This window comes from Pseudomonas sp. AU11447, assembly GCF_001672555.2.
GTDB classification, from domain to species: Bacteria; Pseudomonadota; Gammaproteobacteria; order Pseudomonadales; family Pseudomonadaceae; genus Pseudomonas; species Pseudomonas nitroreducens.
Genome location: NZ_LZDG02000017.1, coordinates 258316 through 280837, shown reverse-complemented (window position 1 = coordinate 280837; position 22522 = coordinate 258316). Strand labels below are relative to the sequence as shown.

Here is a 22522-nt window from a genome sequence, read left to right as displayed (position 1 = left end):
TTTTTCTATGCTCCCGTGGCCAGGGCGGCACACCAGGCTTCGCCCCGTGTTCCGTGCGGGTCGAGGCGCAGCATGCGTCCGCCCGCATGCGGAACAATGGTAATGTCCATGTCGGCCTTTGGCAAAATGCCTTTGCCACGCTCCGCCCACTCGATCAGGCACAAGGCATCGCCTTCGAAGTAGTCGCGGATGCCGAGGAACTCCAGTTCCTCCGGATCGGCAAGGCGATAGAGATCGAAGTGGAAGGCGCGCAGATCGCCGATTTCGTAGGGCTCGACCAGGGTGAAGGTCGGACTCTTGACCGCTCCACCGTGGCCCAATCCCCGCAGGATGCCGCGCGACAGCGTGGTCTTGCCCGCCCCCAGGTCGCCATGCAGATAGATCACCCCGCGCCCGCCGATCGCCTCGGCGATCCGCCGACCCAGATCGACCATAGCCTCTTCGCCGTCGGCGAACAGATTCAGTTCAGGCATGGGCACAACTCCTCGAGCAACTGACGAACGGCAGGAATCAGATCGGCGGCGGCCAGGCCGCGACCTTGCGCGCCGAGCGACTCGCCGGCGCGCGCGTGCAGCCAGACCGCCAGGCAAGCGGCATCGAATGCAGGCAGCCCCTGCGCCAGCAGCGCACCAAGGATGCCGGAAAGCACGTCCCCCAGCCCGGCGCCCGCCATGGCTGGATGACCGTGATCGCACAGCGCGAGCCGGCCATCCGGGGACGCGATCAGGCTACCGACGCCCTTGAGCACGACCACCGCCTGATAGCGCTGCGCCAGTGCGAGAGCGGCCTTGGGGCGATCCGCCTGAACCTCCGCGGTGGAGATACCCAGCAGGCGGGCCGCTTCGGCGGGATGGGGAGTGATCACCCAGTCGCCGGACGGGCGGGCCACCCGCTCTTCGGCCAGCAGATTGAGCGCATCGGCGTCCCACACCTGTCGGCGCTCCAGGCTCGCTGCAGCGCTGACCAGTACGCGCCCCCAGGCATCACGACCGACGCCAGGGCCGACCACCAGCACATCGGCGCGCTCGGCGAGGCGCAGCAACTCTGCGGAAGAGGAGACGCCGCGCGCCATCAGTTCGGGGCGACGAGCCAGCACAGCGGGCACGTGGGCCACGCGGGTCGCCAGGGAAACCAGCCCGGCGCCACAGCGCAGCGCACTCTCTGCGGCCAGCAGCACGGCGCCGCCCAGGCCGGTATCGCCGCCGACCACCAGCACATGGCCGAACAGGCCCTTGTGCGCGGCCTTCGGGCGCGTGGCGAGAAGAGGCAGGGAAGCCGGAGCGAGTCGGCGCGCCACGCCATTTTCTGGAAGCAGCGCAGGATCGGCATCGAGCCCGTCGAAAACCAGTTCGCCGCACTGGTCGGGCCCCAGGGCAGTGAACAGGCCGAGCTTGAGGCCAATGAATGTCACGGTCAGGTCGGCGTTCACCGCGCAGCCCAACACTTGCCCGGTATCCGCGCTGAGGCCGGAAGGGATGTCCACGGCCAGGACTGGCAGGCTGCTGGCGTTGATCGCCGCGATGGCCGAGGCATAAGGTTCGCGCACCTCGCCGCCGAGGCCGGTGCCCAGCAGCGCATCCACCAGCACGCCACGCAGTTCGGTGCGGTCGCTCCAGACTTCGATATCCACGCCGGCCGCGCGCGCCTCGCCATGGGCCGAGGCGGCATCGCCAGAGAGGCGGGCGACATCGCCCACCGCCAGCACGCGCACGCGCCAACCGGCGCGCAGGGCCAGGGCAGCGATCAGGTAGCCGTCACCAGCGTTGTTTCCATGGCCGGCCAGCACGGTGATCTCGCCAGCATCCGGCCACTGGCGGCGCAGCGCGCGCCAGGCAGCATGGGCGGCGCGACGCATCAGCTCGAAGCCGGGCGTGCCGGCGGCGATGAGGCGTGCATCAAGGTCGCGCACCTGCTGGGCGCTGTAGAGATTCAGGGGCAGATCGTCGTGGGCAGTCATCGCTGTTCCGGGCGGCAGAATGTGTCGCCTGAAAGCCTGTTCAAAAGCTCGCGAGCTAGAGCAGAGCAAGGCAAAAAGAGACGAGGGAGCGCAGTTTACTGCTGTAAATGAGCATTCCGAGTCTGTTTTTAACGCAGCTCTGCCGACGCGCAGCAGATTTTGAACGGCTATTGGCGTACGGACGGGCCGACGCCAGCCAGGTCTGGCAGAATTATACGCACCCGGACTTCGGTTTCCCGCCTTCCATGCACGATTCAACGCTCGATTACGCCGACCTCGCCCGCTCCATCAAGGATTGGGGGCGCGAACTCGGCTTCCAGCAGGTCGGCATCAGCGGGCTCGACCTCGAGGAGCACGGCGCCCACCTGCAGCGCTGGCTGGATGCGGGCTACCACGGCGAGATGGACTACATGGGCGCCCACGGCAGCAAGCGCTGGCGGCCGGACGAACTGGTGCCCGGCACGCTGCGCGTGGTTTCGCTACGCATGGACTACCTGCCCGGCGACACACGCATGGCGCAGGTTCTGGGCGATCCGGAGAAGGCCTATGTCTCGCGCTACGCCCTGGGCCGCGACTATCACAAGCTGATCCGCAAACGCCTGCAGCAGTTGGCCGAGCGCATCCAGCAGCAGGTCGGTCCGTTCGGTTTCCGCGCCTTCGTCGACAGCGCGCCGGTGCTGGAGAAAGCCATTGCCGAGCAATCGGGCCTGGGCTGGATCGGCAAGAACACCCTGGTGCTCAACCGCAAGGCCGGCAGCTACTTTTTCCTCGGCGAGCTGTTCACCGACCTGCCGCTGCCGGTGGACGAACCGCACGGCACGGAGCACTGCGGGCGCTGCTCGGCCTGCATGGATATCTGCCCCACCGCGGCCTTCGTGGCGCCCTATGTGCTGGACGCTCGGCGCTGTATTTCCTACCTGACCATCGAGCTGAAAGGCCCGATTCCCGTGGACCTGCGCCCGCTGATTGGCAACCGCGTGTTCGGCTGCGACGACTGCCAGATGGTCTGTCCGTGGAACCGCTTCGCCCGCGCCACCGACCAGGGCGACTTCCAGCCGCGCCACAGCCTGGACAACGCCGCGCTGGCGGAGCTGTTCCTGTGGACGGAGGGAGAATTTCTCAGCCGTACCGAGGGCTCGCCGCTTAGGCGCGCCGGTTACGAACGCTGGCTGCGCAACCTGGCCGTGGGCCTGGGCAACGCGCCATCGACCATCCCGGTGATCGAGGCGCTGCGCGCGCGGCGGGAGTTCCCGTCGGAGCTGGTGCGCGAGCATGTGGAGTGGGCGCTGGGCCGGCACGGCGCCTGAAAGCCCCTCTCCCCCGCCCTCTCCCTGAAGGGAGAGGGAGTATCCGCGCCAAGCCTGTCTACTGTGTTTTCCTAATACTTCTGTATCAGGAAGGATGCCGCGCCAGCATCACGCCAATCCAGTCCCCTCTCCCTTCGGAGCGGGGCGCGCAGCCAGGGCTAGGGAGAGGGTGCTCCGATCGGAACCGATTACACCTTGATGAAATGCTCGCGGTAGTAGCGCAGCTCGGCGATGGATTCGCGGATGTCGTCCAGCGCCAGATGGGTGTTGCCCTTCTTGAAGCCGTCACGCACCGCCGGAGCCCAGCGTGCGGCCAGTTCCTTGAGGGTGGAGACGTCCAGGTTGCGGTAGTGGAAGTAGCCTTCCAGCTTCGGCATGTGGCGGTAGAGGAAGCGGCGGTCCTGGCAGATGCTGTTGCCGCAGATCGGCGAACTGCGCTTGGGCACCCACTTTTCCAGGAAGGCGATGGTCATCGCCTCGGCTTCGGCCGCCGAGATGCTGCTTTCGCGCACGCGCTGGGTCAGGCCGGACTGGCCGTGCTGACGGGTGTTCCACTCGTCCATGCCGGCGAGCAGCTCCTCACTCTGGTGCACGGCGATCACCGGGCCTTCCTCGAGGATGTTCAGGTCGCTGTCGGTGACGATGGTCGCCATCTCGATGATGACGTCCTTGTCCGGGTCCAGCCCGGTCATTTCCAGGTCGATCCAGATCAGGTTCTGTGGGTTCTGCATGATGGGGCTCCTCAGCTCAGCCCTCTAGTTTAGCGGGAAGCGGGCCTGCGCATGCTAAACTGCGGCGCGATTTTCCCTGTGGATACCCTATGGCCAAGCGTCATCTCACCCGCCGGCAGAGCTGGCGGATCGAAAAAGTCCAGGAAGAACGCGCTTCGCGCGCGGCGAAGCGCGAGTCGCGTGCCCTGGAAGAACTGGAAGGCGGCGACCTCGGCCCGGAGCAGACCGGCCAGGTAATTGCCCACTTCGGGGTACAGGTGGAAGTCGAAGCGCAGGAAGGCGACCACGCCGGCCAGGTGTTCCGCTGCCACTTGCGCGCCAACCTGCCCCCGCTGGTGACCGGCGACCAGGTGGTCTGGCGCCCCGGCAATCAGGGAATCGGGGTGATCGTCGCGCAATTGCCGCGAACGTCCGAGCTGCGTCGCCCGGACATGCGCGGCGTGCTCAAGCCGGTGGCGGCCAACGTCGATCGCATCGTGATCGTCTTCGCCCCGCGCCCGGAACCCCACGCCAACCTGATCGACCGCTACCTGGTGGCCGCCGAGCACGCCGGCATCAAGCCGCTGCTGCTGCTGAACAAGGCCGACCTGATTGACGAAGAGAACGCGCCCTTCCTCGATTCGCTGTTGGGCACCTACCGCGAACTGGGCTACCCGCTGCTGGAAGTCTCGGCCGCCAATGGCCTGGCACTGGACGCCCTGCGCGCGGCGCTGAACGAGCACGTCAGCGTGTTCGTCGGCCAGTCGGGCGTGGGCAAGTCGTCGCTGGTGAACGCGCTGCTACCCGGCGTCGATACCCGTGTTGGCGATCTGTCGGAAGTCACCGGCAAGGGCACCCACACCACCACCACCGCGCGGCTGTTCCACTTCCCCGCCGGCGGCGACCTGATCGACTCTCCCGGCATCCGTGAATTCGGCCTCGGGCATGTCAGCCGTGACGATGTCGAAGCCGGCTTCATCGAGTTTCACGACCTGCTCGGCCATTGCCGCTTCCGTGACTGCAAGCACGATCGCGAACCGGGCTGTGCGCTACTCAAGGCGCTGGAAGACGGGCGTGTTTCGCCGCAACGGATGGCCAGCTACCGGCACATCCTCGCGAGCCTGCCGGAAGACGAATATTGATTGGCGGATAAAGCGTTCCGCTTTATGCGCCCTACGCCGATGCGAGCCGTAGGGCGCATAACGCCTCAAGCGTTATCCGCCGCACCGATGTTGCGCGGGCAAGTAGGAGCGAGCACGCCTCGGCAAATCAATGGCATGAAGCGCAACGAAGAAGGCCAGCTTTTCAGCTGGCCTTCTTCGTTTCCTACTGCTGCTTGTTCAGCTCGTCGAGTTTCAGCGTACCGCCGTCGTCGAACAGGTTGAGCTTCTGCTTGAGCTGGTCCGGCGGCACAGGGTCGCCCTGCCCGCTCGCCGGCTTGGCCGGTGCGCCATTGGCCGCTGCCGGTGTGGCGGCGCCCGGGGCAGCCGGGGTTGCGCCATCGACCGGCTTGTCGCTGCCGCCGTCCTGCCCCTCGATGGCGCGCTGGGCCTTCTTGGTCAGGACGATGATGTCGATGCGACGGTTCACTGGATTCAGCGGCTGGTCGCGGTCGAACAGCGCCGAAGAGGCGTAGCCCACCACGCGGGCGATCTGGTCTTCCGGGTAGCCGCCGGCTTCCAGCGCGCGCCGCGCCGCGTTGGCGCGGTTGGCCGAAAGCTCCCAGTTGCCGAAGTCGCCATTGCCGGCGTAGGGCTTGGCGTCGGTGTGGCCACTGATGCTGATCTTGTTCGGCACCTGCTTGATGGTCTCGGCCAGCGCCAGCAGGATGTCCTCGAAATAGGACTGCAAACGCGCGCTGCCCAGATCGAACATCGGCCGGTTGTCCGAATCGACAATCTGGATACGCAGGCCGTCCTGGGTGATCTCGAAGAGGATCTGGTCCTTGAAGCGCTTGAGCGTCGGGTTCTCGTCGACCTTGTTCTGCAGTTCCTGCAGCAGCAACTCCAGGCGCTCCTTCTCGACCTTCTCGGCGACGTCCTCGGCCTGCTGCTCGTTGATCTTGGCGTTCTCCTCCGGGTTGATCCGCGTCTCGTCGGCATCCGGCTGAGCCTGGATCTGCGGATTCAGCGTCTTGTCCGGCGCCGGCGTCGGCGTGCCGCCCAGGTCGATGACGTAGGGGCTGGCACTCTCGGTGAAGCCGATGGGGTCCTGGAAGTAACCGGAGATGGCCTTCTTCTGCTCGGGCGTGGCCGAGGACAGCAGCCAGAGCACGAGGAAGAACGCCATCATGGCGGTAGCGAAGTCGGCGAAGGCGATCTTCCAGCCGCCGCCGTGGTGGCCAGCGGCATAGCGCTTGACGCGCTTGACGATGATCGGCTGATTGTTATCCATGCGTCAGGCGACCTATCAGCGACCGCGAACGGCCTGCTCCAGCTCGCTGAAGCTCGGACGGTGCGCCGGCAGCAGCACCTTGCGGCCGAACTCCACGGCCAGCGAGGGCGGCATGCCGGAAGCCGAAGCCACCAGGCAGGCCTTGATCGCTTCGTAGAGGTTCAGCTCTTCCTTGGCGTCGTGCTCCAGCGCGTTGGACAGCGGGCCGACGAAACCGTACGCGGCGAGAATACCGAGGAAGGTACCCACCAGCGCCGCGGCGACGTGGTGGCCGATCTCGGCCTGGCTGCCCTGGCCGAGCAGCGCCATGGTGATCACGATACCCAGTACCGCGGCGACGATACCGAAGCCCGGCAGGGCGTCGGCGACGCGGGTCACGGCATGTGCGGGGTGCTCGAGGTCTTCCTTGAGGCTGCCCAGCTCCATGTCGAACAGGCCTTCCAGCTCGTGGGGCGCCATGTTGCCCGAGGACATGATGCGCAGGTAATCACAGACGTAGGCCGTCATGCGGTCATCCTTGAGCACCGCGGGGTACTTGCTGAAGATCGGGCTGGCGGCCGGGTCCTCGACGTCGGCCTCGATGGCCATCATGCCTTCGCGGCGGCTCTTGTTGAGCACCTCGTAGAGCATACCCAGCACTTCCAGGTAGAAGGTATGGGTGAAGCGGTTGCCGAACATCTTCGGCGCCTTCTTCAGCACGGTCATGAAGGTGCTGCCAGGGTTGGCCTGGAGGAAGGCGCCCAGCGCGGCGCCGCCGATGATCAGCACTTCGAACGGCTGGATGATGGCCGCGATCTTGCCGCCGGAGAGCATGTAGCCGCCGAGCACGCTACCCAGAATGACGATGATGCCGATGATTTTTGCCATGGGGACCGGACTGAAACTGTGAACAGAAAGGAGGCATGATTCCCGCCTCCCTGTTGTTATCGGAGATTTCGGGCAAGACTATAGGCCGAAAACACTAAAAACCAGTTCGGCGCCTCACGCATGTCTAAGCAATTGCTTCATCCAGAGCGTCTCAAGGCCTGGCTAACCCAGCTGGAAGACCTGCCTTTGCCCGTTCCGCTGGAACAGCGCGATGACATTCGCCGGGCGCTGAACGACAGCCGCCGCTCGATCCGCGATATCGCCGAACTGCTGCAGGACGCGCCGACCCTGGCCTTTGCCATCCTGCGCGAAGCCAACCGCGCACAGAGCGCCCGGGACAATCCGGCGGAAAGCCTGGAGGTCGCCCTCAACCGCCTGGGCTTGTCCCGCGTCACTCAATTGCTCGACAGCCTGCCCGCGATGCCCGAGGCGCAGATGCCACGCGCCCTGAGCCAACTGCTGCTGATCAGCCGCCATGCCATGCAGCAGGCCAGCGGCCTGTTCGCCAACCGCCTGGCGCGGCTCTGGCAGGAAATCCACTGGGGCAGCCTGTTCACCCTTGCGCCGCTGTGGGCGCTGGCCACCGCGAAACCGGAGCTGATGGAGAGCTGGCAGCGCCAGGTCTACGGCCTGGGCCGCTGCAGCAGCGAAGTCGAAGAGGAGTTGCTCGGCACTCCCCTGCTGCCCTTGTGCCGCGCGCTGGCCGACAGTTGGCGGCTGCCGGACTGGGTCGGCCAGGGCTACGCCCTGCTCAGCGACGACAAGCGCCTGCTGGTGCGCGCCCTGCACGTCGCCCACACCGAACACGAGCCGCTGGGCCAACAGCAGCGCCTGGACGCCGATCCGGAACTGCAACGCTGGCTGACCCGCCCAGCCAACACCATCCTCCTGGCCAACAGCATCGCCATGGCCGCACACCAGTCCTGGGGCGGCGTGCACATGCTGCGCTGGCAGCGCCTGACCAGCCTCTATCTGCAGATGCCGCTGGAAGAATTGCAGCAGACCGTCCACGGCCTCGCCGCGCAGAGCGCCCGCCGCCACGCCCGCCCGCTGCTCTGGCACCCGGCGCAGGCGTTGCTCTGGCCCTGGGATGCGCGCCGCTGGCTCAACGGGCCGAAGGTCGAGGAGCCGGCCAAGGCGCCGGACACCCTCGCCGAATGGCGCCAGCACTGCACCCGCCTGATGCAGACGCCCAGCCCGTTCGGCAACGCCGTGCAACTGCTCGACTGCGCCACGGCTGCCTTGCAGGCCTGCGGGCTGCAACGCGGGATGATCCTGCTGGCCGACAAGGGCGGCAGTTGGCTGCAGGCGCGCCGGCACTTCGGCCTGGACGGCGAGATCGGCGACTTCAAGCTGGAAGTCGCTGCCAGCCCGGTGCTGCGCAAACTCCTGCAACAACCCGGACAACTGCGCCTGAGCCCGACCAACATGGCCGAGTTCTCGGCGCTGATTCCCGGCTCGCTGAAGGCGCTGCTCCCCAGCGAGCATCTGCTGCTGCGCTCGCTGGGCAACGGCGCGCGGGTAGTCATGCTGGTCGTCTGCGACCGCCTCGGGCAGCCGCTGGCGGAGCTGCACGCGCAGGCCTTCGGCCGCACCGTGCAGTGCATCGAGCACGCGGTGAAGCAGATGGCGCGGGGTTCGTGATCCGGGAAAGGTTTGCTCCCCGCCTTCTGCCCTTTAAACTAACCGCCCTCACGGGGTAGCCCAGGGCACGCGCTCACGTTGCCTCCCCCACCTTTTCCGCCGGGAGTCTCCGCCATGTCCGCCTTCTCCGCCCTGCCCCTGGTGATCGAACCGGCTGACCTCGCCAGCCGTCTCGATGCTCCGGAACTGATCCTGGTCGACCTGACCAGCACCGCGCGCTACGCCCAGGGCCACATCCCCGGCGCCCGCTTCGTCGCCCCTGCGCGCACCCAGCTGGGCGGCCCGGCACCGGGCCTGCTGCCGGCCAAGGCCGACCTGGAAGCGCTGTTCGGCGAACTGGGCCACAACCCCGATGCCGTCTATGTGGTCTATGACGACGAAGGCGGCGGCTGGGCCGGTCGCTTCATCTGGCTGCTGGATGTGATCGGCCACGGCAACTACCACTACGTCGACGGCGGCCTGCACGCCTGGCTCGCCGACGACCTGCCGCTGAGCCAGGTCGTCCCTGCGCCGGCCGGCGGCCCGCTGCCGCTGACCCTGCACGATGAGCCGACCGCCACCCGCGAGTACCTGCAGAGCCGCCTGGGCGCCGCCGACCTGGCCGTCTGGGACGCCCGCAACCCCAGCGAGTACAGCGGCCAGAAAGTCCTCGCCGCCAAGGCTGGCCACGTGCCAGGCGCGGTCAATTTCGAATGGACCGCCGGCATGGACCCGGCCCGCGCCCTGCGCATCCGTACCGATATGCCGCAGATCCTCGAGGACCTGGGCATCACCAAGGACAAGGAAGTGATCACCCACTGCCAGACTCACCACCGCTCCGGCTTCACCTACCTGGTGGCCAAGGCCCTCGGCTATCCGCGGGTCAAGGGTTATGCCGGTTCCTGGTCGGAATGGGGCAACCATCCCGACACCCCCGTAGAGGTTTAAGGAATGTCGTTCAAAGATCGTCTGTTCATCCTCAGCCAGTACCTGCTGCCGCATCACCTGCTGTCGCGCCTGATCGGCTGCGCCGCCGAGTGCCGCGCGCCCTGGTTCAAGGACCGCCTGATTCCCTGGTTCGCCCGTCGCTACCAGGTGGACATGCGCGAAGCCCAGGTCGAGGACCTGCGCGCCTACGAGCACTTCAACGCCTTCTTCACCCGCGCCTTGAAAGACGGTGCCCGCCCGCTGGATGAAAGCGCAGGCGCGGTGCTCTGCCCCGCCGACGGCGCCATCAGCCAGCTCGGCCCGATCGAGCACGGCCGCGTGTTCCAGGCCAAGGGCCACAGCTACAGCCTGATGGAACTGCTGGGCGGCGACGCCGAGCGCGCCGCGCCCTTCATGGGCGGCGAGTTCGCCACCGTCTACCTGTCGCCCAAGGACTACCACCGCGTGCACATGCCCCTGGCCGGCACCCTGCGCGAGATGGTCTACGTGCCGGGCCGGCTGTTCTCGGTGAACCAGCTGACTGCCGAGCAGGTGCCGGAGCTGTTCGCCCGCAACGAGCGCGTGGTGTGCATCTTCGACACCGAGCGCGGGCCAATGGCCGTGGTGCTGGTGGGCGCAATGATCGTCGCCTCCATCGAGACCGTCTGGGCCGGCCTGGTCACGCCGCCCAAGCGTGAGCTGAAATCGTTCTCCTACGACGAAGCTTCCCGTGCGCCGATCCACCTGGAGAAAGGCGCCGAACTGGGCCGCTTCAAGCTGGGCTCGACCGCCATCGTGCTGTTCGGCCCCGAGCAGGTGAGCTGGGCGGAAAACCTCGCCGCCACCAGTGCCGTGCGCATGGGCGAGCGCCTGGGTGGCGCCCGCCAGGGCTAAGGCCCGCTGTCCATAAGGCGGGCGGCCAACGAGCCGTCCGCCACTGCTTTTCGCCTCATCGTGCTAGTTCCCTGCCATGAAACGCTTCCTGCACCTGATGGGCTGGCGTGCCAACGCCACCAGCCATCTTGAAAAGTGGCTCTCCGCAATCGGAGCGCTGTGCGGCATCGCCGCCATCTACGCCGTCACCCACTGGGTCCTGCCCAGCGAAGCAGCCATCTGGGTCGTCGCCTCCATGGGCGCCAGCGCCGTGCTGCTGTTCGCCGTACCCCATGGCGTGCTATCGCAGCCCTGGGCTGTTCTCGGCGGCCAGGTCCTCTCGGCCTGCGTCGGGGTGATCTGCCAGAAACTCTTCCCCGGCCAGGCCTTCACCCCCGCCCTCGCGGTGGGCGCGGCGATCCTGGTCATGCACTACGCCCGCTGCATCCATCCTCCGGGCGGCGCTACGGCACTGGCGGCGGTATCCGGCGGCCCGGCCATCACGGCCCTGGGCTTCCACTACGTGATCAGCCCGGTGCTGCTCAACGTGGTGCTGATCCTGGCCGTCGCGGTGGCCTTCAACGGCCTGTTCGCCTGGCGCCGCTATCCCGCACCGCTGGCACGCCTGCCGGCCACACCGAAGCTGCCTGCGGGCCCGGCGCCCGAGGACCTCTACCACGCGCTGCGCAAGATGGATTCGTACATCGACGTGCAGTTCGACGACCTACTGAAGATTCTCCAACTGGCCCAGGAACATGCCCAGGCGCAGCGCCTGACGCCCGACGACATCCTGCTGGGGGCCAGCTACAGCAATGCCCTGAGCGGCGACGCCTGGGCCGTGCGCCAGGTGATCGACGACCATCCGGACAAGCGCGGCCGCCAGGAGCAGCTGGTCTACAAGGTGGTCGCCGGCGCCGGCAAGGGCAATACCGGCGTCTGCCGCCGCCAGGACCTGCTCGACTGGGCCGCCCACCCGGTGACGGCACAGGGCGACGGCTGGGTGCGCAGCACGGCGCAGGACTCGGCGAAGGACGCCCTGCAACGTCAGATCAAGGGGCAATGCCCTCGGCCGTGACCTGTCCGCGCACCATCCGGGCGATGGGCTGCGGCGGGCGACGGATGCTGCTAGAGTTCGGAAAAAGCCGACAGTTTTGAACAACTGGTTCGTACAACGAGCCGGATTGTGGAGAATCGACTCTCACCATGGACAACAGTCCCCAGCAGTTTCTACGTGTCCCCACACCAACGCACGAGAGCCTGAGCTTCTGCAACGCCAACGCGCGCGAGCTGAAAAACTGGCTGGATCACCTGCCCAAGGCCAACCTCGGCGAGACGGCTCGCCAGCTCTACCAGGGGCTGATCGAACTCAACCAGCTCAAGCTGCCGGTCGAGACGCGCCTGCAATTGCTGGAACTGTTCCGCCCGGAAGTCCACTTCGTCTGCCATAACCTGGAGCGGCACTTCCTCAACCAATCCATCGTCCTGGACGAGCGCCCGCGCAAGGTCGCCAATCTCTGCCAGGCGCTGCAGAACCACCTGGCCATCGGCTACAAGCTGATCGTCGTGCGCGAAGCCTCGCGCTTCACCCGCGAACGTGCCCAGGTGATGACCGCCGCCACCCAGCGCGCCATCCGCAGCCTCTGCGGCCCGCTGGTTCGTGCCTCCCAGCTGTACTGCCCGGTGCCGGAAAACCTCTGGCTGGAACTCCACCAGCTCTACCAGCTCGCTCGCCAGCACGGCTTGCAGCACACGCCCGTGCGCGATGCGCTGGCCCGCCAGTCCCAGGGGCTGTCCATCGAGCACGCCTACGTGACGGCGCTGATGCTCGGCTCCGCGCGTTGCAACCAGATGCGCCAGAACAACATCGCCCGTGTCGCCGAGGCCCTCGAGGGCTGGGCCGCGCAGGTAAAAGTGCAGGCCGCCGATGCGCCCTCCACTCTGTTCGTGGTGGTGCCGCAGGTGGACGGTCCGCCGCGCTACCGCACCCTGTTCAAGGATGCTGACCTCACTGGCGCCCTGGGCATCGACCCACAGCCGCTGGTGGACGCAATCCGCGAATACCTGCTGCTGCCCGCCGAGGATCGCAGCAAGGCGCGCCTGAAAGTCCCCGAGGGCGTCAGCATCGACCTGCTACAGCACCTTGCCGCCGCCTGGGGCGATATCGCCGAGCGCACCTTCCACCGCACGCCCGGCCAGGGCCAGTTGACCCTGTGCATCGGCATGAGCGCCCTGCACTATTTCCTCGCCGGCCGCAAAAGCTTCAACGACCTGCTGAAAATCCAGATTCAGGAACAGCTGCCAACCTTCAAGGCCGACGTGAAGGACGCCTGGTCCGGCGCCTTCGACGCGCAGAAGGTCAATGATTGGCAACCCGGCATGCCGCTGGAGGAGATCGAGTACAGCGCACCGCGCACTGCCGAAGACACCGGCGTTGGCGCAGCACCCGAGGCCCCGCGCGACGACTACCCGATTTTCACCCTGAACATCGTCAACCACAGCCCCGGCGGCTACTGCCTGACCTGGCCGAAGGAAATCCCCAGCCAGTTGCAGGCCGGCGAGTTGCTCGGCATCCAGGACACTCCGGAACACAGCTGGAGCGTCGCCGTGGTGCGCTGGATCCGCCAGGTCCGCGGCGGCGGCACGCAGATGGGCATCGAGCTGATCGCCCCGCTCGCCCAGCCCTGCGGCCTGCAACTGCTGCGCAAGACCGAACAGGGCAGCCAGTACCTGCGGGCGCTGCTGCTGCCGGAAATCGCCGCCATTTCCCGCCCGGCCACCGTGATCACCCCGCGCCTGCCGTTCCAGGAAGGCAATCGCGTGCAGCTCAACCTGCAGGGCGACGAGCGCCGTGCCACGCTGACCCGCAAGGTCACCGCCACCGCCAGCTTCACCCAGTTCGAATACCAGGCCCAGGATGCGGCCAGCACGCCGAGCGATAAACCCATCACAGCGCCGAATGCTCGTGGTGCTGGCGGGGAGGAAGACTTTGACTCACTATGGAAGTCTCTGTAGATTCCGGAGAATTCCCATTCGTCGCCAATTTGCTGCCGTCCAGCGCGGTATAAGCAGCCTTCCTCATGGCCAATGAAAAGAAAACCATCCGCCTGCTGATCCTGGAAGACTCGCAGAATGAAGCCGAGCGCCTGGTCAGCCTGTTCCGCAACGCCGGTCGTGCGACCCGCGTCCACCGCATCACCTCCAGCGAAGATCTGACGGACATCCTGCCCCAGGGCTGGGACCTGCTGATCGCCGCCCCCGAAGCCGAGGCACTGGACCCGAGCGAAGCGCTGGGCGCCATCCGCCGCCAGGCCAAGGACATCCCCTTTATCCAGCTGGTCAGCGGCAACGACTCCGACGCCGTCACCGAGGCCCTGGCCCTCGGCGCGCAGGACGCCCTGCCGCAAGGCGAGGACGAGCGGCTGATCCTGGTCGCCAACCGCGAGCTGGCCAACCTCGAGGAGCGCCGCGCCCGCCGCTCCGCCGAAGTCGCGCTGCGTGAAGCAGAGAAACGTTGCCAGTTGCTGCTGGACAGCTCGGTGGACGCCATCACCTACGTCCACGACGGCATGCACATCTACGCCAACCGGGCCTACGTCGGCCTGTTCGGCTACGAGGATGCCGAAGAGCTGGAAGGCATGCCGATGATCGACCTGATCGCCGGCTGCGACCAGGCCAACTTCAAGGACTTCCTCAAGGGTTACCATCTCACCAAGGAAAGCACCGAGGACAACGCCGACCTGGCCTGCAGCGGCATCCGCAGCGATGGCCAGGCCTTCGCCGCGCGCATGACCTTCTCGCCGGCCACCTATGACGGCGAACCGTGCATCCAGGTGGTGATCCGCGCCGAGTCGGACAACGCCCAGCTCGAGGAAAAACTGCGCGAAGTCAGCAGCCAGGACCTGGTCACCGGCCTGTTCAACCGCGCGCACTTCCTCGACCTGATGGACAGCGCCGTGGAACGCGCGGTGACCGCCGGCCAGCCGGCGACCTTCGCCTACATGCTGCTCGATCGCGCCCAGACCCTGCAACTCGACCTCGGCGTCGCCAGCATCGACCTGCTGCTGGCGGACCTGGGCAACCTGCTGCGCGGGCAGTTCCCGGAGCAGGCGCAACTGGCCCGCCTGGGCGACGATGTGTTCGCCGTGCTGCTGCAGGGCGAAACCCCGGAACAATCGGCACCGCGCTTCAATGCGCTGCTGAAGAAGGTCGAAGGCCACCTGTTCGACATCCATGGCCGCACCGCACAGGTCACCCTGTCCATCGGCACCGCCGGGCTGGACGAGAAGACCACTCGCGCGCAGGAGGTCATCGAGCGCGCCCACCGCGGCGCCGACGATGTCGCGCAGAAGGACGGTAACGGCCTGAAGATCTACAACCCGGCCGATGAACTCGCCGCTGCCGCCTACCGTGGCGACATCGTCGCGATCATCCGCCAGGCGCTGGAGCAGAACAGCTTCCGCCTGCTGTTCCAGCCGATCATCAGCCTGCGTGGCGACACCCACGAGCACTACGAAGTACTGCTGCGCCTGCTCAACCCGCAAGGCGAGGAAGTACCGCCGGCAGATTTCCTCAACGCCGCCAAGGCCAGCGGCCTGGCCGAGAAAATCGACCGCTGGGTGCTGCTCAACTCCATCAAGCTGCTTTCCGAGCACCGCGCCAAGGGTCACGAGACCAAGCTCTTCGTGCACCTCTCCGGCCCCAGCCTGCAGGACCCGGAACTGCTGCAGTGGCTCAGCGTGGCGCTGAAGGCCTCGCGCCTGCCAGCCGATGCGCTGATCGTCCAGATCAGCGAGCCGGACGCCATTGCCTACCTGCGCCAGGCCAAGATGCTCAGCCAGGGTCTGGCGGAACTGCATTGCCAGGTCGCGCTGTGCCAGTTCGGTTGCGCACTCAACCCGTTCAACACGCTCAAGCACATGAACGTCGACTTTGTGAAAGTCGACGGCTCCTATGTGCAGGACCTGAACACGGCGGAGAACCAGGAAAACCTCAAGACCCTGATGGCCAGCCTGCACGCCCAGGCCAAACTGACCATCGTACCCATGGTAGAAAGCGCCACCGCGCTGGCCACCCTGTGGCAGGCCGGCGCCAACTACATCCAGGGCCGCTACCTGCAGGGCCCGAGCCAGGCGATGGACTACGACTTCGCCTCGGACGAATAACCCGGAACGGAACCTGTGGGAGCGAGCAAGCTCGCTCCTACAAAAAGCAGCCGGAAGCCCATAAAAAAGCCGCCCATCGAGGCGGCTTTTTCATTCTGCGGCGAATCAGAGTCCGTCCACACCTTCGCGATCACGGAAGCCGAGCAGGTAGAGGATGCCGTCCAGCCCCAGAGTGGAGATCGCCTGCTTGGCCGACTGCTTGACCAGCGGCTTGGCGCGGAAGGCCACGCCCAGGCCGGCCAGGCCGAGCATCGGCAGGTCGTTGGCGCCATCGCCCACAGCAATCGTCTGTTCCAGCTGCAGGCCTTCCTTCGCCGCCAGTTCGCGCAGCAGGTCGGCCTTGCGCTGGGCGTCAACGATGGGCTCGATGGCCACGCCGGTCAGCTTGCCGTCGACAATCTGCAGTTCGTTGGCGAACACATAGTCGATGCCCAGCTTGGCCTGCAGCTGCTTGGCGAAATAGCTGAAGCCGCCGGAGAGGATGGCCGTCTTGTAGCCCAGGCGCTTGAGCTCGGCGAACAGGGTTTCGGCACCTTCGGTCAGGCGCAGCGAAGCGCCGATCTCTTCCAGCACATCCTCGGAGAGCCCCTGCAGCAGCGCCAGGCGCTCCTTGAAGCTGGCGCGGAAGTCCAGCTCGCCGCGCATGGCGCGCTCGGTGATCTCGGAAACCTGCTCGCCCACGCCGGCCGCCTTGGCCAACTCGTCGATCACCTCGGCCTCGATCAGTGTCGAGTCCATGTCGAACACCGCCAGGCGACGGTTGCGGCGGAACACCGAGTCCTGCTGGAAGGCGATGTCGACGTTCAGTTCCTGGGCCACGCTGAGAAACTCGGCGCGCAGGGCTGCCGGGTCGGCGGGCTCGCCGCGCACGGAGAACTCGATGCAGCCCTTGCCCTGGTCGGCCGGCATGTCCAGTGGCATACGCCCGGACAGGCGATCGATCTGGTCGATGTTCAGGCCGTACTTGGCAGTGATCGAGCTGACCCGCTGCAACTGTTCGGCGGTTACCCGGCGAGTCAGCAGGGTGACAATGTGGCGCGGCTTGCCCTGGCCACCGACCCACTGCCGGTAATCGTCCTCGGAGACCGGTGTGAAGCGCACCTGCTGGTCCAGCTCATAGGCCGTGAACAGCACATCCTTGAGCACTGACGAGGCGCGCTCGTTGTCCGGGATTTCCACGAGAATGCCGAAGGACAGCGTGTCATGGATCACCGCCTGGCCGATATCGAGGATGTTCACGCCACCCTGCGCCAGGACGCCGGTGATGGCTGCGGTGAGGCCGGGGCGGTCTTCCCCGGTGATGTTGATCAGGACGATCTCGCGCAAGGCGCTGTCTCCGCCATGGAAAAAAGGCAGACATTCTACCTGCTTTCACCGTCTGCGGATGCTCCGCTCGCCCGTTCGGGAGCGGCGCCGTCGATCGGATTAACGGCGAGTTGCCCGGGTCATTCCGGCCCGGTTCGACTTGACGGGCCCTGCGGCGCTTTGCCCCCCGGTAGGGCCTCGTTATACTGCCCCGCATCTGCCCTAGAGAAGACCGAGCCCACTGTGACCCGGCCCACCTCCGTCAAGCCCGACAATTTCTTCCTGCTGCTCTTCCACGCCCTGCGCCAGCGCCGCGTGCCGATCGCCCTGCGCATCGCCATCCACAGCCTGTTGCTGGTGGCCGCTGCCCTGGTGATCTACGCCTGGGTGATGGGCATGCAGTTCAAGCAGGCCATGCAGCAGCAGGCCGACGCCCTCGGCCAGAGCCTGACCACGCAGACCGCGCAGTCGGCCACCGAGTTGCTGGTGTCCAACGACATCCTCAGCCTCAACGTGCTGCTCAACAACCTGACCAAGAACCCGCTGGTGGCCCACGCAGCCATCTACAGCGTGGACAACCGCATCCTCGCCGAGTCCGGCACGCGGCCCAAGCAGGGCCTGCTGGGCGATGCCGAGGGCCTGTACTCCACGCCGATCACCTTCCAGGAAGTGATCGCCGGCCACCTGCGCATCAGCCTCGACATGCACCAGTTCGAGCAACCGATGACCGTCAGCCTGCAGAGCATGGGGCTGATCAGCCTGATCCTGCTGCTGCTCACCCTGACCTTCGGCCTGCGTCTGGGGCGGCAGATTTCCACACCGTTGTTACAGCTTCGTGTCTGGCTGCGTGACCCGGACGACCCCGCCCCAGGCGCCGGCCTGCAGAACGAGATCGGCGACCTTGCCCGCCAGTTGCAAGCGCGCCTGGTGCCCGAGAAACCGCCAGCTCCCGAACCGGTGGCCAGCGCTCCCGCACCGCGCCCGAAAGCGCCCGCCAAGGCCGGCAAGCCCGCTGCCAAAGAGCCGTCGCTGGAAGCAACGGGCCCCGCTGACGAACACGAGTTCGACGAGAACATTTTCTCCGACGACGAGTTGCTCGCCCCCGCCGCGCGCCGCAAGGCCAATGCTGACGACGACTTCCCCGAGGAAGAGTTCGAGACCGTGGCGGAAGAGGAAGCCGAGGACGAAATCGGCGTCGAGGAAGAAGAACCTGAAGCCGAGCCGGAGCCGATTTCCGCCGGTACCAGCGCTGTGCTGGCCGTGCAACTGGGCGCCCAGGAACAGCTGCGCCGCCTGCCGCGCGCACGCCTGGTCGACCTGCTGGAACGCTACCGCGACTGCCTGGAGCAAGCCGCGCGCCTGTACAAGGGCACGCTCTACACCCTCAGCGACGGCGGCAGCCTGATCCTTTTCCACAGCCGCGACCAGGACGAGGAATTCCTCACCAACGCACTGTGCTGCGGCGAGCTGATGCGCGCCCTGGGCCATGCCCTGCAGATCGAGGTGGCCGACAGCGGCATCACCCTGCAGCTGCAACTGGGCCTGGTGCTGGGCGAAGACGTTGCCGACCTCGAACAGGCCGACCTGCTGCAGGATGCCTCTGCCCAGGATGCCCTGGCCCTCAGCCAGCACAGCCGCAACCTGCTGCTGGTGGAGAAATCCATCGGCGACGACGAGAAGGTCCGCGAGCGGGCACGCATCCGCCCCATCGCCAGCCCGGAAAACGCCTGCTGCGTGGAATGGCTGAAAGAGCCCTACCCGTCCATGCTGGAGCGCCAGCTCTCGCGCATGCGCGCCCTGCGCACCACCTGACCCCCAATAGAAAGAGAGGGGGCCGCCCGGCCCCACGTGGAAAGGATTCCATGACCACCTTGATCACCCATCCCCTGCCCGTGCTCGCCGTGGGCCTCGCGCTCGGCTCGCGCGCCATCGGGCCGCGCCTGCTGCTGGCCGGCATGATCGCCGCGTGCCTGCCCGACCTCGATGTGCTGGCCTTCAAGCTGGGCATTGCCTACCACGACGCCTTCGGCCATCGAGGCTTCAGCCATTCACTGCTGTTCGCCGCGTGCCTCGGTGTGCTGGGTGCCCTTTGCAGCCGGCTGCTGGGAAGCGGCCCGCTGAAAGCCGGCCTGTGGCTCGGCCTGGCGACCGCCTCCCATAGTGTGCTGGATGCGATGACCGACGGTGGGCTGGGTGTAGCCTGGTTCTGGCCCTGGAGCGATCAGCGCTACTTCCTGCCCGTGCACCCGATCGAAGTCTCGCCCATCGGCCTGTCGCGTTTCCTCAGCCCGCGCGGCCTGGAGGTGCTGCTCTCCGAGGCGCGCTGGGTCTGGCTGCCTTGCCTGGGCGTGGCGCTGGCGGGCATTGGAACGCGCCGCGTACTTCAGCGGCCAGAAAGCTGAGTCTGCAGCTGCTCCAGCAGCGACGCCTGCGCGCCCTGTAGCGGAAGACTCGCACTGTAGCCCTGGAAGCTGGCGAAACGCGCGGCGTAGTCCAGCTCAACCTGGAAGCGGTTTTCCCAGCCAGGAGCATTGGCTGGCATCAGTTGATCGCAATCACGCAGTGCCTGGGGTGTTTCACAGGGCGTGTAGGCCTGCGGGTAGAACTGGCGCTTCCATAACACCCAAGGCGACAGCGCCAGCCCGCCGAGGTGGTTGCGCTGCAGGTCCAGCTCCAGCAATTGCAGCAGGCCGTTGCCTCCCAGGTATTGGTGCTGGTAGTCGACCATGACCATGTCGACACTGTGCCCCAGGTCATTGAGCAGGCGCTTGTGGACTGCCCCATCGGAATGTGCATTGAGGGTGAGGAATATCTGGTCGTTATGACGGATCAGCCGCTCCCACAGCAGCGCGCCACTGGCGTTGTCCTCGTGGGACAGCTCGGCATCGCCACCGGCAGTCCGGCGCAGGATGCTGTGCGACGCCAGGATCACCGGCACGTGCGGGTGCTCGTCGATAACGCTCTGCGCCCACACCAGGGTGGCCTCGGAAGGGTTCCAGTCCAGCGCCAGCAGCAGGAACGACTGGCCATAGCGCTGGAACAGGTGCACCTGGCTCAGCCCCTTGGGATCGCTTCCGACATAGGTACTCTGCCAGGCCGCGCGCTGAGGGCCGAAGTGGTCAGCGAAGCGGTCAAGGAACGAGCGACGGTCATCGCTACTGGCTTCCTCATGCACGTCGCGCTCGCCCGTGGCGATGCTGTAGGGCACGCCGCGCTCCTCCAGCGTGCGCATGGCGCCGCTGGCCGTCTGCCACTGGGTGACGACGCCGGCGTTTTCCACCACGTCACCCAGGTGTACCACCAGCGGGACCTGCAACATCTCCGCGTATTTGGCCAGCCAGTAGGTCTGGGCGAAGAAAGCCAGCGCCGGCTGGTAAGGCAGGTCAGGGAAGCGCTGCTCGCTGCGGAACAGGTGACGCTTGCGGTGGTTGTTCTCCGCGTAGAACTGGGTGTCCGGCAGCAGCGGCAACACGAAGCTGCCGCCGCCGGAAGCGATCTCCAGCGGTGGCAGCGGATGCTGGCGGAAAAACGCCTGATCCTTCTCCACCACATCCTGGGTATCGGAATCGTCGCAGCCGACCAGCAGCAGGCAGCAGGCAAGAAGGGATGTCAGTGCTTTCATCACGGATTGGAGCCCACTCCGGGGAGGCGCAGCAGGCGATAGGTGTCATTGTCGAAACGGCCCTCGAACAACTGCTCCGGGGCCATGGGCAGGGAGGCGGCGATACGCTCGGCATCGCGCGCCTGGATCATCAGGTACAGCGGGCCGCGCTGGGCAGCCACCTGCTCCGGACGATTAAGGAACAGCGGCTGCAGGTCACGGTCGAGATTGACCATCAGCTTGATCGCCCGCGCGTCAGGCGCCATGCCATAGAGCGCCAGGGGCGCGGGCTGCGCATCTAGCTGCAGGACCAGCTCGCGGGAAAACGCCTGGCTGTCGTACAGGCGATGCTCCACCGGCTCGAAGACCAGGATGTAGCTTGCCCACAGCGCCAGCGCCGCCCCCAGGGCCAGTACCGCCGGCCGCCGCCAGCGCAATGCGCCCATCACCAGCAGCGCGGCAAGCACCACGATGCAGGCCGGCAGGCGCCAGTCCAGTGCGGCAAGTTCCTGCGGGTAGCGTTTCCAGGCCAGCCACAAACCGGCCAGCAGCATGGCCGGCAAGGCGAGCCACAGCACGCGCAGTACGCCACGCAGCACCTGCGCCAGACGGCTGCCGGCGACCATGAAGGGATACCCGGCGACAATGGCTGCCAGGGGCGCCAGGGCAACTATGTAGCGGGCCTTCTTGGCCTGCGGCACGGACAGGCCGACCATGACGACCAGCGCCGCCAGGGCACAACCCGCCACCAGGCGGAACGCCGGCTCGCGGCGCCGTTGCCAGAGCAGCGCCAACGCCGGCAACGCCAGCGGGAACGCCAGGGCGTAATTGCCCAGCGAACTACGGAAGTAATACAGGGCATCGCTGGAGCCTGCGGAGCCGTCCAGACGGCCGATCACCTGCATCCGCAGGACATCCTGGACAAACGCGTCTCCGCCCGTGGCGCGCGCCAGGGCAATCAGCCCGAGCACGCAGAGAATCAGCAGCACCAGCGCGCTCGCCGAGAAGGCAACCAGGGGCTTCCAGCGCCGGTCCAGCAGCAACTGGCTGCACACCATGCCGGCCGGCACCACCAGCCCCAGCGGGCCGCGCAGGGCGAACCCGATGAAGAGCAACGGCAGCAGGCGCAACAGCAGGCCCGGCACGCGGTGGCGCTCGGCGTGGAAGGCCAGGTAGAAGGCCAGCAGACCTACGGCGGCGACCATCAGGTCGAGGGACACAGCCCGGGTCTCGCTGACGAAGGTGGCCGTCAGCAACAGCATCGCCAGGCTGACGAGCGCCCAGGAGCGCGAGAACGGAGCCACCAGGCGATACACCACCCCGGCGCAAATGGCCGCCGCCACCGCGGTGGGCAGCCAGGCGGTGAGCTCGTTGACCCGCCCCAGCGGCAGCGAGAGCAGGTAGGTCAGGAAGGTGGAGGTAGCCGGATAGTCCGGATAGGGCGCGCCGTAGGTAGTCGGGAACCAACTGGGTCCATGGCGCAACATTTCGCGGGCGAACAGCACGAAGCGCGAATCGAAGCCAACGAAGGCGTCACCGTGCACACCGAGCAGGAACAGCACCAAAGCCGCCAACATGACGCAAAGCGTCTGACGACTCAGGGCGGAATCCGCCTGAATACCGGAGGTAGGAAGGAATGACGACACGCTTGAGTCTCTCGCAGGCTCCGCGCGGAAACGTCCGGGCGCCAATAGCCTGCACTAGCGCCCGTAGATACCACAGGGGCCGTCAAGAAGATGTCAAAACCGGCCACGGCAGAAGCAAAACGGCCCGCAAAGCCAAGCTCTGCGGGCCGT

General features: G+C 66.5%; 18 protein-coding genes. 10 read left to right on the top strand and 8 right to left on the bottom strand.

From position 1 onward, the window contains the following. Positions 1 to 5: 5 nt before the first annotated feature. Together tsaE and A6723_RS01905 are read right to left on the bottom strand one after the other, a co-directional pair. Positions 6 to 473, bottom strand: coding sequence for a tRNA (adenosine(37)-N6)-threonylcarbamoyltransferase complex ATPase subunit type 1 TsaE (gene tsaE, locus A6723_RS01910; RefSeq protein WP_054906357.1), 468 nt, complete (start codon positions 471 to 473; stop codon positions 6 to 8). After that, a complete protein-coding gene (locus A6723_RS01905) occupies positions 461 to 1957 on the bottom strand; it encodes a bifunctional ADP-dependent NAD(P)H-hydrate dehydratase/NAD(P)H-hydrate epimerase (RefSeq protein WP_054906356.1) in 1497 nt (498 codons plus the stop codon). The genes tsaE and A6723_RS01905 overlap by 13 nt, the downstream gene beginning before the upstream one ends. A 245-nt stretch (positions 1958 to 2202) precedes the next feature. Here A6723_RS01905 and queG point away from each other — a divergent pair, with 245 nt between their 5' ends. After that, a complete protein-coding gene (gene queG / locus A6723_RS01900; RefSeq protein ID WP_054906371.1) occupies positions 2203 to 3264 on the top strand; it encodes a tRNA epoxyqueuosine(34) reductase QueG in 1062 nt (353 codons plus the stop codon). A gap of 188 nt (positions 3265 to 3452) precedes the next feature. On the opposite strand, the gene orn is transcribed toward queG, so the two are convergent. Continuing rightward, a complete protein-coding gene (gene orn, locus A6723_RS01895; RefSeq protein ID WP_054906355.1) occupies positions 3453 to 3995 on the bottom strand; it encodes an oligoribonuclease in 543 nt (180 codons plus the stop codon). 89 nt (positions 3996 to 4084) lie between these two features. Here orn and rsgA point away from each other — a divergent pair, with 89 nt between their 5' ends. Then, positions 4085 to 5116 carry a small ribosomal subunit biogenesis GTPase RsgA gene (gene rsgA / locus A6723_RS01890; RefSeq protein WP_054906354.1) on the top strand — a complete coding sequence of 344 codons (1032 nt, stop codon included), beginning with the start codon at positions 4085 to 4087 and terminating at the stop codon, positions 5114 to 5116. Positions 5117 to 5300: 184 nt separating this feature from the next. Here the strand turns inward: rsgA and motB are convergent, their stop codons facing one another. After that, positions 5301 to 6368 carry a flagellar motor protein MotB gene (gene motB / locus A6723_RS01885; protein WP_054906353.1) on the bottom strand — a complete coding sequence of 356 codons (1068 nt, stop codon included), beginning with the start codon at positions 6366 to 6368 and terminating at the stop codon, positions 5301 to 5303. Between the two features lie 15 nt (positions 6369 to 6383). Continuing rightward, complete coding sequence (gene motA, locus A6723_RS01880) at positions 6384 to 7235, bottom strand: flagellar motor stator protein MotA (protein WP_054906352.1); 852 nt, start codon at positions 7233 to 7235, stop codon at positions 6384 to 6386. A 120-nt stretch (positions 7236 to 7355) separates the two neighbouring features. Here motA and A6723_RS01875 point away from each other — a divergent pair, with 120 nt between their 5' ends. From A6723_RS01875 to A6723_RS01850, 6 genes are all read left to right on the top strand, one after another. After that, entirely contained in the window at positions 7356 to 8879 is a 1524-nt protein-coding gene (locus A6723_RS01875; protein WP_054906351.1) for an HDOD domain-containing protein, read from the top strand. 114 nt (positions 8880 to 8993) lie between these two features. Next, positions 8994 to 9806: a thiosulfate sulfurtransferase gene (gene rhdA, locus A6723_RS01870; RefSeq protein ID WP_054906350.1), complete on the top strand. Its 813-nt coding sequence runs from the start codon at positions 8994 to 8996 to the stop codon at positions 9804 to 9806. 3 nt (positions 9807 to 9809) lie between these two features. After that, positions 9810 to 10679 carry an archaetidylserine decarboxylase gene (gene asd / locus A6723_RS01865; RefSeq protein ID WP_054906349.1) on the top strand — a complete coding sequence of 290 codons (870 nt, stop codon included), beginning with the start codon at positions 9810 to 9812 and terminating at the stop codon, positions 10677 to 10679. A 76-nt stretch (positions 10680 to 10755) separates the two neighbouring features. After that, positions 10756 to 11733, top strand: a complete 978-nt coding sequence (locus A6723_RS01860) for an HPP family protein (RefSeq protein WP_054906348.1) — start codon at positions 10756 to 10758, stop codon at positions 11731 to 11733. A gap of 128 nt (positions 11734 to 11861) precedes the next feature. After that, a complete protein-coding gene (locus A6723_RS01855) occupies positions 11862 to 13670 on the top strand; it encodes a hypothetical protein (protein ID WP_054906347.1) in 1809 nt (602 codons plus the stop codon). A gap of 65 nt (positions 13671 to 13735) precedes the next feature. Next, positions 13736 to 15820, top strand: coding sequence for an EAL domain-containing protein (locus tag A6723_RS01850; protein WP_054906346.1), 2085 nt, complete (start codon positions 13736 to 13738; stop codon positions 15818 to 15820). Positions 15821 to 15925: 105 nt separating this feature from the next. Here A6723_RS01850 and serB read toward each other — a convergent pair whose 3' ends face one another. Next, on the bottom strand, positions 15926 to 17146 hold the full coding sequence (serB, locus tag A6723_RS01845; protein WP_024764311.1) for a phosphoserine phosphatase SerB: 1221 nt from the start codon (positions 17144 to 17146) through the stop codon (positions 15926 to 15928). Positions 17147 to 17368: 222 nt separating this feature from the next. Between serB and A6723_RS01840 the strand changes: the two genes are divergently transcribed. Together A6723_RS01840 and A6723_RS01835 are read left to right on the top strand one after the other, a co-directional pair. After that, on the top strand, positions 17369 to 18937 hold the full coding sequence (locus tag A6723_RS01840; protein ID WP_054906345.1) for an AhpA/YtjB family protein: 1569 nt from the start codon (positions 17369 to 17371) through the stop codon (positions 18935 to 18937). 50 nt (positions 18938 to 18987) lie between these two features. Next, positions 18988 to 19527: a metal-dependent hydrolase gene (locus A6723_RS01835; RefSeq protein ID WP_054906344.1), complete on the top strand. Its 540-nt coding sequence runs from the start codon at positions 18988 to 18990 to the stop codon at positions 19525 to 19527. On the opposite strand, the gene A6723_RS01830 is transcribed toward A6723_RS01835, so the two are convergent. Then, positions 19509 to 20747: a hypothetical protein gene (locus A6723_RS01830; RefSeq protein WP_054906343.1), complete on the bottom strand. Its 1239-nt coding sequence runs from the start codon at positions 20745 to 20747 to the stop codon at positions 19509 to 19511. The genes A6723_RS01835 and A6723_RS01830 overlap by 19 nt on opposite strands. Then, entirely contained in the window at positions 20747 to 22303 is a 1557-nt protein-coding gene (locus A6723_RS01825) for a glycosyltransferase family 39 protein (RefSeq protein WP_054906342.1), read from the bottom strand. Before A6723_RS01825 ends, A6723_RS01830 begins: the two co-directional genes overlap by 1 nt. Positions 22304 to 22522 lie beyond the last annotated feature (219 nt).

Coding starts and splice junctions, on each gene's coding strand:
- tsaE (WP_054906357.1), bottom strand. CDS start 473: ATGCCTGAACTGAATCTGTTCGCCGACGGCGAAGAGGCTATGGTCGAT.
- A6723_RS01905 (WP_054906356.1), bottom strand. CDS start 1,957: ATGACTGCCCACGACGATCTGCCCCTGAATCTCTACAGCGCCCAGCAG.
- queG (WP_054906371.1), top strand. CDS start 2,203: ATGCACGATTCAACGCTCGATTACGCCGACCTCGCCCGCTCCATCAAG.
- orn (WP_054906355.1), bottom strand. CDS start 3,995: ATGCAGAACCCACAGAACCTGATCTGGATCGACCTGGAAATGACCGGG.
- rsgA (WP_054906354.1), top strand. CDS start 4,085: ATGGCCAAGCGTCATCTCACCCGCCGGCAGAGCTGGCGGATCGAAAAA.
- motB (WP_054906353.1), bottom strand. CDS start 6,368: ATGGATAACAATCAGCCGATCATCGTCAAGCGCGTCAAGCGCTATGCC.
- motA (WP_054906352.1), bottom strand. CDS start 7,235: ATGGCAAAAATCATCGGCATCATCGTCATTCTGGGTAGCGTGCTCGGC.
- A6723_RS01875 (WP_054906351.1), top strand. CDS start 7,356: ATGTCTAAGCAATTGCTTCATCCAGAGCGTCTCAAGGCCTGGCTAACC.
- rhdA (WP_054906350.1), top strand. CDS start 8,994: ATGTCCGCCTTCTCCGCCCTGCCCCTGGTGATCGAACCGGCTGACCTC.
- asd (WP_054906349.1), top strand. CDS start 9,810: ATGTCGTTCAAAGATCGTCTGTTCATCCTCAGCCAGTACCTGCTGCCG.
- A6723_RS01860 (WP_054906348.1), top strand. CDS start 10,756: ATGAAACGCTTCCTGCACCTGATGGGCTGGCGTGCCAACGCCACCAGC.
- A6723_RS01855 (WP_054906347.1), top strand. CDS start 11,862: ATGGACAACAGTCCCCAGCAGTTTCTACGTGTCCCCACACCAACGCAC.
- A6723_RS01850 (WP_054906346.1), top strand. CDS start 13,736: ATGGCCAATGAAAAGAAAACCATCCGCCTGCTGATCCTGGAAGACTCG.
- A6723_RS01835 (WP_054906344.1), top strand. CDS start 18,988: ATGACCACCTTGATCACCCATCCCCTGCCCGTGCTCGCCGTGGGCCTC.
- A6723_RS01830 (WP_054906343.1), bottom strand. CDS start 20,747: ATGAAAGCACTGACATCCCTTCTTGCCTGCTGCCTGCTGCTGGTCGGC.
- A6723_RS01825 (WP_054906342.1), bottom strand. CDS start 22,303: ATGTTGGCGGCTTTGGTGCTGTTCCTGCTCGGTGTGCACGGTGACGCC.